The following is a 1,287-nucleotide window of genomic DNA, read 5'->3' on the forward strand; positions in this document are numbered from 1 at the left end:
CATTCCTATTGCAGTTTCGCGATCAACTTCACCGTATGGGTTTGTGCCCATAACCTTGTCGCGACCTAAAAGGTCAAAAAGGCAGAATTCAATGTCTCGAAGGTTTGATGTGTAATGGCTCATGGCGTAATTGTGCTACCCGTCAGTAACTTACGCAAGATTTAACGTGACAGTTTGCCCAACCTTCGCGTGGGATAAACCCGCTGTTCAGCCAGGTACAGCAGAGTGAACTCCATGAAGGTCGTGATCATTGGTGGAGGCGTCATCGGAACCGCTCACGCCTATGAGGCAATCAAAAGTGGCCATCAGGTGATCCAACTTGAAAGAGATGATGTCGCCCGAGGCGCATCGGTTAGAAACTTTGGACTGGTTTGGGTCAGTGGTCGAAAAAGTGGTGCTGAATTTCAAGCAGCCGCCCGCGCTCGTCAACTATGGGATGAGATACATAAGGCAATCCCCGAAATGATTTTTCGCGCCAATGGTTCATTAACACTTGCAATAAATAAAGAAGAAGTAGCTGTGATGGAAGAGTGTCTAAAAAAAGAGGATGCGCTAGATCGTCAATGGCAAATTCTTGATAGGGATGAAACCAAAAAAATTAATCCCGCTCTTCGTGGAAATTATTTAGCATCACTTTGGTGTCCACTTGATGCAACAGTAGAGCCAGGATCGCTCTTACGGTCTATGCGCGAGTACTTGCTGTGCAACGAGAAGTATATTTGGCGAAACAATCTCGATGTAATTGATGTCAGAAGTGATGGAAATAAAGCGGTGGCGATTGCACGTAATGGTGAAATTTTCGAGGGAGATGTTGTCATTGTGTGCCCCGGAGCAGACCACACATCCTTATTCAAAGAACAGTTCGATACCGCACCAATTCGCCGTGTGAGATTACAAATGATGAGCACGGCGCCCTTAGATGAGGTCTTAACAACTTCTATTGCTGATGGTGATTCGATGCGGTACTACCCTGGATATGAAGTGCCTGCACGTGAAACTCTGCCACCGCAACACCACATCGCAGCTACTAACCACATGCAACTTCTAATGGTGCAACGCGCGGATGGAACCTTGACTATTGGTGATACACACGAATATGCAGAACCATTTGAGTTCAAGTTGAATGAGGATCCCTACACATATCTACATGAAGTTGCGAGCAATTTGTTAGGAAAGAAACTGCCACCAATTGTTAATCGTTGGGATGGTGTGTATAGCCAGCGCACAGATGGTGCTGTTTGCGATCGTCGCCACATGGCACACAACATCATTTCAGTAACTGGACCC

Annotated in this window: 1 protein-coding gene; it reads left to right on the plus strand. The window is 46.4% G+C overall.

Annotated features, from left to right (window positions below; translation table 11 throughout):
• Positions 1 to 234 precede the first annotated feature (234 nt).
• Positions 235 to 1,287 (plus strand): FAD-dependent oxidoreductase (locus tag ABW391_RS29485; protein ID WP_353485484.1); only part of this gene is annotated, 1,053 nt, incomplete at its 3' end.

It is taken from the genome of Haliscomenobacter sp. (assembly GCF_040403615.1).
Classification (GTDB): domain Bacteria; phylum Bacteroidota; class Bacteroidia; order Chitinophagales; family Saprospiraceae; genus Haliscomenobacter.